This is a genomic window from Pseudoalteromonas sp. Ps84H-4 (assembly GCF_024124645.1).
GTDB lineage: Bacteria > Pseudomonadota > Gammaproteobacteria > Enterobacterales > Alteromonadaceae > Pseudoalteromonas > Pseudoalteromonas lipolytica_C.
Genome location: NZ_JAMXSK010000036.1, coordinates 22,149 through 29,442, shown reverse-complemented (window position 1 = coordinate 29,442; position 7,294 = coordinate 22,149). Strand labels below are relative to the sequence as shown.

Sequence of the window (7,294 nt, the reverse complement as noted above, 5' to 3'; positions counted from 1 at the left end):
TAACGAGGGCTTGATTATAGTGAGACCAGTTTGTGATTTTGCTCATTGTTGTTGCACGGGCTAGTAGGATATAGATGATCTGATCACAGGCTGGCAAGATAGTTCAAACTTTTAGGAAACAACGCCTATAGCTACATAAAAGCATTAAAACCAGTGGGCAAGTTTAGCTTTTACCCGCTTGCAGGAGTCGGAGCATCGATTGGAGAAAATGCCCTTGAAGATGACGGTAGTCGAGACAGTGGTTACTCCATAATGGGAGCCTATGGCTTAGTTGGCATGTACGCAAAAGTGACTATAACTGACAAAATATGGCTTAATTACAATCCTTTTTGGCTAACCACCATTGGTGGAAGTGATAATTATAAAGACCATTACTATGGCCTAAACCAAAGCCATATTTTAACTCATGAGTTTGCTGCAAGTTATCAGATTAACCCGCGTATGAATCTACGCTATTTCGCTAACTGGAATAGAAACGTTGACTTTATGGATGGCGATCATCGTCTAGAATTTAACTATCAACTTTAACAAGACAGCAATTGATATTTAAGGTAAGGGATTAAGTGAAAAAAGTAGTAGTAATAAGTGTATTGTCAGCAAGCTTACTAAGTGATTATTGCCTTGCCTCTAGCTATGATGAATACGCAATTAAACCAGCAGAGCAACAATTAAGTAATCAGCAACAAAAAATTGATGAGCCCATTTCGTTTTTACCCATCCCCACGTTTATTACAGAGCCAGCAGTAGGGCCTGGTCTTGGTGTGGTTGGTTTATTTTTTCACGATAATGAAAAGAAAGCTAAAAAAAAGAAAGAGGGCTCTACCCTACCTCAAAGCATCAGTTTAGTTGGCCTAATGGGCACTAAAAATGGCACTAAAGGGGGTGCTGTTGGCCATATAACGTTTTGGGACGAAGACAGAATTCGCTACCAAGGGATTGTTGGCTGGGCGAGTATTAATCTCGATTTTTATACCTTTGATGAAATAAAACTACTCACACCACTTTCGCTAAATATTGAAGGCCCTGCAGTATTTCAAAATCTTAAATTACGTTATGACAACAGTAACTTTTTTTATGGTTTTAAGCAGATTTATCGCCAAGTGGATATTAGTCTAGCAGAAAATCCAATTGAAAATTACTTGCTCGAGAATGGCATTATCAAAGAACACCTTTCTCTAGATGTAAATACGTCAGGTATTGGCCCCTTGTTAGAGTACGATAGCCGAGATAACCCACTTAACCCTGAGCGTGGCTTTAACTATAAAGCCGAGTACTTATATTTCGATGAGGCAATTGGCAGTAAAGTTGATTACAGCAGCTTAAAATTAACCGCTCTCAATTACTGGCGTTATACCGATAAGTTTAACTTTGCATTACGTATGCAATATGACTCTGTTAATAATCGAGGTGAAAAACGCTTACCAGTTTATATTCCGCCAAGTATTAGCCTGCGCGGTGTGTCTGCTACCCGTTATCAAGGTTTGGATGTTTTTGTTACTGAAGCAGAAGCAAGCTATAAAATCACCCATAAAATAAAGCTTAATGTGTTTACTGGCATGGGCTGGGCTGCTGATAATTTTTCTGATTTATCAAAGGCAGAAACCATTGATACAGTCGGTGCGGGCTTTCGTTATCTCATCGATGAGCATTATGGTATTACCATAGGGTTAGATGTAGCACATGGCCCAGAACAGAATGCTATTTACATTCAAGCCGGTTCGACTTGGTAATAAAAACAATACTTTTATTGTTATTTTAGCAATCTTGTTGGGCTAAATATTGAATTAATCTATTACACTGCTATTATCAATAGCTTAATAAACATTCAGGGATTGAACGGATGCATAACAAAGTATCAACTAACCATTATCCATTCAAAGATTTTAAGCCACATGGTCTTGTCGAGTTTTACCAACGAGAACACACGCTTTTAACGACTGCTACTGGGCCGTTCAACGAAGAAATAATTGAAGCTCACTCTTTCATGCAACAAGATTATATCAACAAACTCACCACGGCTTATGGTCAATGGTATGAATTGGTTGAATTTGAAAACTCATGCATGGCAACACCTGGGGCTCTTGAAAAACTAATGGTGTATTTTGTTGAGCTTAGACGCAAAGGCATTGCGCCGGCTAAAACAGCCTTAGTCATAAAAGAGGGGCTTGAAGGTGGTAGCTTGCTCACCGATACCTACTGTAATTTATATAAACGAGCAGGTATGGTGATGAATGTATTTAAGTCAAAAACAGCGGCTCTAAATTGGTTAGCAGAAGAGCCTGTTGCTGAATTAGCTTAAAAAGTGGAGCTCTTCTTCGCGCAAGGTTAGCACTTTCCCCCCCCTCAGGAGTCTAGCAAACGCTTTGCTAAAGATACTGCTTAATTACAACTCAGCTATCATTTTAACAAGCGCTTGTGTTGTCCATTCAAGTTCGTTGAATTTAATATCAGGTTGATAGTAAAAGCCTTTTTCGCGAGGCCTATTTACATATACTTTAATAGGCAGTATGACTTTTGCAAAGCCTGAAGGTAGGGTTTCGAGCCTCACTTCCATGTAGGTAGAGTCTGTACTACTTGGTGCGCCAACTAATTGTGTGTTTGCAAAAAGCTTAAAACTATCCAGCGCATCTAAACAAGCACTGGCACATTGTCCTGGCACAATCACATAAACAGGTGTAGTAAACTGACTGGCGCTTTTTGGCATTGCTTGTTGCTCTGCTGAGACTATCTCGACATAAAATTGTTCACCCTTTTCATAAGCAGCTTGCATACTTTTGTGGGTTGTCTTTAACCATTGATGCCAAGGGCTAGCCGTATCATAGCTTGCGACTACATCGCCAAAATAGTCAGTATTGCCTTTAGAAGTTCGCCACCACACTTGGGTATTTTTGTGTAGCTTATAGCGGCCATATTTGAATTGTTCACTGCCCCAAAGTGCTGAGGCTATTTGCTCACTCCACATCGATGAGCCACCTTGATTATGGCGAAGATCAAGCACCACAGCTTTAGCTTGCATTAACTCACTATGCTGCTGTTCAATAGCGCTCAACATCGCTTGATAATCCGCTTGCTGCTGCTCATTAGGTGCATAAGTTGGCATACTGATCCAAGCAATATTCTCTAAAGGCCAATTAAGTTCAATTGGCAACTTGTCGCCATTGTAGGCATTTTTAAGCTTTTCAGTGACATCATCAGGCCTAACAGTCCAGTTTAATTTTAGGCTATAGGTAGAACCGTCGGCTTTTTCAAATGTACAGCTTTCAAGCGGCGACAAAAACGGGTTGCCATCATCAATTGTTAGTCGCCAGCCATGGTTCCACCAACTACCAGGCTGCTGAACTTCGCCGTAATAGCGAAAAACACGCTCAACCAGCAAAGTATTAATTGCTGTATTATCACAACTCACTAGCTTATCGCCCTTGGCAATTGCATCTAACTCACTGTAATACACTTTTAACGCATCACCGCGCCATACTGTTGAAAAGCCCGGCCAGCTTTTTTGTGGCTTAAGTTCTCTGGGCAAGGTATCGATCGCTCCTGCATGACCATCTTGTAGAACAGTTCTAAAACGTGAAATAGCCGCAGCAAAAGCTTGTGAACTATGCGCTTTTACTGCCAGCTTTAAGCCTTCTTGCTTTGCTTTTTCGAGCTGTTTAGCAAAGCCTGGGTTACGTACATCATACATACCAGGGTGATTAATAACCGATAACTGATAGGCCGCTTCAACATCTTTTACAGCAAGTTCAGACCAATTAATCTCAGAGTTAGTTACTGAATGGCTATCTTCGCCATTACATAAGCTCACACCAAGTGGGCTGAGGTTAAGAGCTGTAAAAATAAGTGATGAGTAAAGCGTCAAGGGTTTCATAAAAATCCATTTTAAATAATTATTATGTTTAAAAAACATCCCATTTAAACACTAAGGCATTGTTGTGGCAATAAAAAGTACAACACATGCCAATAGATTAAAAAAATTCATCTATCAAGTTTATTTTAATCGTTTGTCGGTTTAGATGGATTACTCTAAAGTTAACTCATCAGCAAACGATGCTGCGATTAATGAGGAAACCAATCATGTTTAAACCACTTTTAAAACGACTTGCTCTTAGCTCTTTGCTGACATGTTCAGCTTTTGCAATCGCTGATCAAAGTGACTACAAACTGATGGTAATTAGCGACTCAGATTCATCGCAAGCTATTATGCAAGGCCAATATGAAGCAGTGTTAAATAACACAGCTAAAGCGTCTGACGTAAACAGCCAATACGAACTTGCATTTAATCGTTGCGCAGCAAGTGTGAAGTCTAAAAACTTCAGCCACGCAGAATCACTTTGTACTGAAGCTATCAAGCTTCTTAATCAAAGCGAAGTACGCGGCTACAAACGTCGAGAGCTTACTTCATTCGCTTTAAGTAACCGTGGTATCGCACGCATCATGTCGAAAAACGACACTGCTGCACTGTCTGATTTTTATGAAGCGGTAAAAATGTCGGGTAATGATTTAGTTAATCACAACCTAAACCGCGCTAAGCAAAACTTAGCTTTATAACCGAATTGTTGTCACAAAAAGTCTAGTTTGTGTGTTCTCTGGGCTTTTTTATACACCGAGTCATTGCACACGCGGTGACTCAACCAAATTGTTGTCAAAAGCTTAGTTTGTGTGTTCTCTAAGCTTTTTTATTCCGAGTTACTGCACACGCGGTAACTCAACCAAATTGTTGTCAAAAGCTTAGTTTGTGTGTTCTCTAAGCTTTTTTATTCCGAGTTACTGCACACGCGGTGACTCATCCAAATTGTTGTCAAAAGCTTAGTTTGTGTGTTCTCTAAGCTTTTTTATTCCGAGTTACTGCACACGCGGTGACTCATCCAAATTGTTGTCAAAAGCTTAGTTTGTGTGTTCTCTAAGCTTTTTTATTCCGAGTTACTGCACATGCGGTAACTCAACCAAATTGTTGTCGAAAAGCCTGGCTTGTGTGTTCGCCGGGCTTTTTTATGTCCGTTATAAAATGACTTGCCAATACGCTACATCAATCCACTGCCCGAACTTTTTACCAACTTGCTTAAAATGCGCGACTTTTTGCATATTATGCTTCTCATGCAAGGCGATACTTGCTTCATTAGGTAATGCAATGCCTGCCATAACAGCATGTACATTTTGCGTTTTTAACTGAGTAAATAGAGCGGCGTAAAGTTGGGTGCCAATCCCCTTTGTATGACTATCAGCATCTAAATAAACCGAGATTTCCACTGAGTGTTGGTAAGCTTCTCGTGCTTTCCAAGGTGTTGCATAACAATATCCAATGACATTACCTTCAGCTTCAGCAATCAACCAAGGTAAGTCAGCATCAAGATTAGCCTGTATTCGCTTGGCTATTTCAGTACCTGTGATTGCCTCAACTTCAAATGTCACCGTACTATTAACAACATAGTGATTGTAAATTGCCGCAATGGCATCACTATCTTCAATCCTTACATTTCTGATCATGATTGAAAATTCCTTACTCAACATTAATTAATTGGTTAATTAATAACAGAAAAGCAAGTTTGGAAATACATATACGCAAAATAAAAACGCCACTAGATGTGGCGTTTGGGTAGTTTCGACAACAATAAGAAATTGCTTTTAAAAGAAGCCCAGTGGATTCTCACTGTAACTTACTAATAGGTTTTTAGTTTGTTGGTAATGATCAAGGGCGAGTTTATGTGTTTCGCGGCCTATACCTGACTTTTTATAACCACCAAACGCAGCATGCGCTGGATACATATGATAGCAGTTGGTCCAAACACGGCCCGCTTCTATCTTACGACCAAAGTGATAAGCACGGTTCATGTTTCGACTCCACACACCCGCACCTAAGCCGAACTCTGAGCTATTAGCAAGCGCTAACGCTTCATCTTCATCTTTAAAAGTCGACATTGAAATAACAGGGCCAAAAATCTCTTCTTGGAACACACGCATGTCATTGGTGCCTTTTAACAGTGTTGGTTGAATGTAGTAACCGCCGTTAAACTCATCTGACAGTTGCTCGACTTCACCACCAGCAAGGACTTCTGCCCCTTCCTTTTTACCGATTTCGATGTAGCTTAGGATCTTATCAAACTGAGCTTGTGATGCTTGAGCACCTACCATGGTTTCAGTATCAAGAGGGTTACCCCGTTTAATTTGTAAAGTGCGGGCAAGTACACGCTCAATAAATTGCTCGTAAATATCTTCTTGAATAAATAAACGCGACGGACACGTACAAACTTCGCCTTGGTTAAAGTACGCAAGTACAGCTCCTTCAACAGCCTTACTCAAAAACTCATCGTCTTTTTCCATTACATCATTAAAGAAAATATTTGGCGATTTACCACCTAACTCAACCGTCGAAGGAATAATATTATCAGCTGCACATTTTAAGATATGCGACCCTACGGGTGTTGAACCTGTAAAGGCAATCTTCGCAATTCGAGTACTGGTTGCCAAAGCCTCGCCTGCTTCTTTACCATAGCCATTCACCACATTTAATACACCTGCTGGTAATAAATCACCGATTACTTCAAGCAGTACTAAAATTGATGCAGGCGTTTGTTCAGCTGGTTTTAAAATAACACAGTTACCCGCAGCAAGAGCTGGAGCAAGCTTCCACGCAGCCATTAACAGTGGAAAATTCCAAGGAATAATTTGCCCTACTACACCTAATGGCTCATGAAAATGATAGGCAACGGTAGTTTCGTCTATCTCACCGATTGAACCTTCTTGCGCGCGCACACAGCCTGCGAAATAGCGAAAATGATCAGCCGCGAGTGGCACATCTGCCGCAAGTGTTTCACGAATTGCTTTACCGTTATCCCAAGTTTCTGCAACCGCGAGCATTTCTAAATTTTGTTCAATGCGATCGGCAATTTTTAATAAGATATTGCTTCGCTCAGTGACTGACGTTGTTCCCCATGCTGCTTTTGCATCGTGTGCTTTATCAAGTGCCAGTTCGATATCTTCTTTTGATGAGCGAGGTACTTTACAAAACACTTTACCGTTTACTGGGCTAATGTTTTCAAAGTATTCACCCTTTACAGGGGCAACCCACTGGCCGCCAATATAATTCTCGTACTGCGCTTTAAAGTTAACTTTTGCGCCTTCACTACCTGGGTTTGCATAAATCATAATGTGTTCTCTCTTCAAATTGTTGTGTTTCATTTAGCATTGACTAAATTACGCGGTAGGTTATTGTTTAATGAACCGCTAGCATTTGAAGTTAGCTCAGTTACTGAAAACACACTTGATTCCTAGTCCAGACTTTTTGACTATTTGTCCA

7 protein-coding genes are annotated in these 7,294 nt (G+C 40.4%); 4 read left to right on the top strand and 3 right to left on the bottom strand.

Annotation, left to right across the window (positions count from 1 at the left end):
• Positions 1–153: 153 nt before the first annotated feature.
• From NH454_RS20645 to NH454_RS20635, 3 genes are all read left to right on the top strand, one after another.
• Entirely contained in the window at positions 154–528 is a 375-nt protein-coding gene (locus tag NH454_RS20645; RefSeq protein ID WP_253040143.1) for a hypothetical protein, read from the top strand.
• Positions 529–563: 35 nt separating this feature from the next.
• A complete protein-coding gene (locus NH454_RS20640) occupies positions 564–1,730 on the top strand; it encodes a BamA/TamA family outer membrane protein (protein ID WP_249930223.1) in 1,167 nt (388 codons plus the stop codon).
• 110 nt (positions 1,731–1,840) lie between these two features.
• Positions 1,841–2,299, top strand: coding sequence for a hypothetical protein (locus NH454_RS20635; RefSeq protein ID WP_135926882.1), 459 nt, complete (start codon positions 1,841–1,843; stop codon positions 2,297–2,299).
• 84 nt (positions 2,300–2,383) lie between these two features.
• Here the strand turns inward: NH454_RS20635 and NH454_RS20630 are convergent, their stop codons facing one another.
• Positions 2,384–3,868 carry a S41 family peptidase gene (locus tag NH454_RS20630; RefSeq protein ID WP_253040142.1) on the bottom strand — a complete coding sequence of 495 codons (1,485 nt, stop codon included), beginning with the start codon at positions 3,866–3,868 and terminating at the stop codon, positions 2,384–2,386.
• Positions 3,869–4,074: 206 nt separating this feature from the next.
• Here NH454_RS20630 and NH454_RS20625 point away from each other — a divergent pair, with 206 nt between their 5' ends.
• Positions 4,075–4,548, top strand: a complete 474-nt coding sequence (locus tag NH454_RS20625; RefSeq protein ID WP_135926878.1) for a hypothetical protein — start codon at positions 4,075–4,077, stop codon at positions 4,546–4,548.
• A 450-nt stretch (positions 4,549–4,998) separates the two neighbouring features.
• Here the strand turns inward: NH454_RS20625 and NH454_RS20620 are convergent, their stop codons facing one another.
• Both NH454_RS20620 and NH454_RS20615 read right to left on the bottom strand, forming a co-directional pair.
• Complete coding sequence (locus tag NH454_RS20620) at positions 4,999–5,484, bottom strand: arsinothricin resistance N-acetyltransferase ArsN1 family B (protein ID WP_138557128.1); 486 nt, start codon at positions 5,482–5,484, stop codon at positions 4,999–5,001.
• Between the two features lie 138 nt (positions 5,485–5,622).
• Positions 5,623–7,143 carry an aldehyde dehydrogenase family protein gene (locus NH454_RS20615; protein WP_138557127.1) on the bottom strand — a complete coding sequence of 507 codons (1,521 nt, stop codon included), beginning with the start codon at positions 7,141–7,143 and terminating at the stop codon, positions 5,623–5,625.
• Between the last annotated feature and the right edge of the window lie 151 nt (positions 7,144–7,294).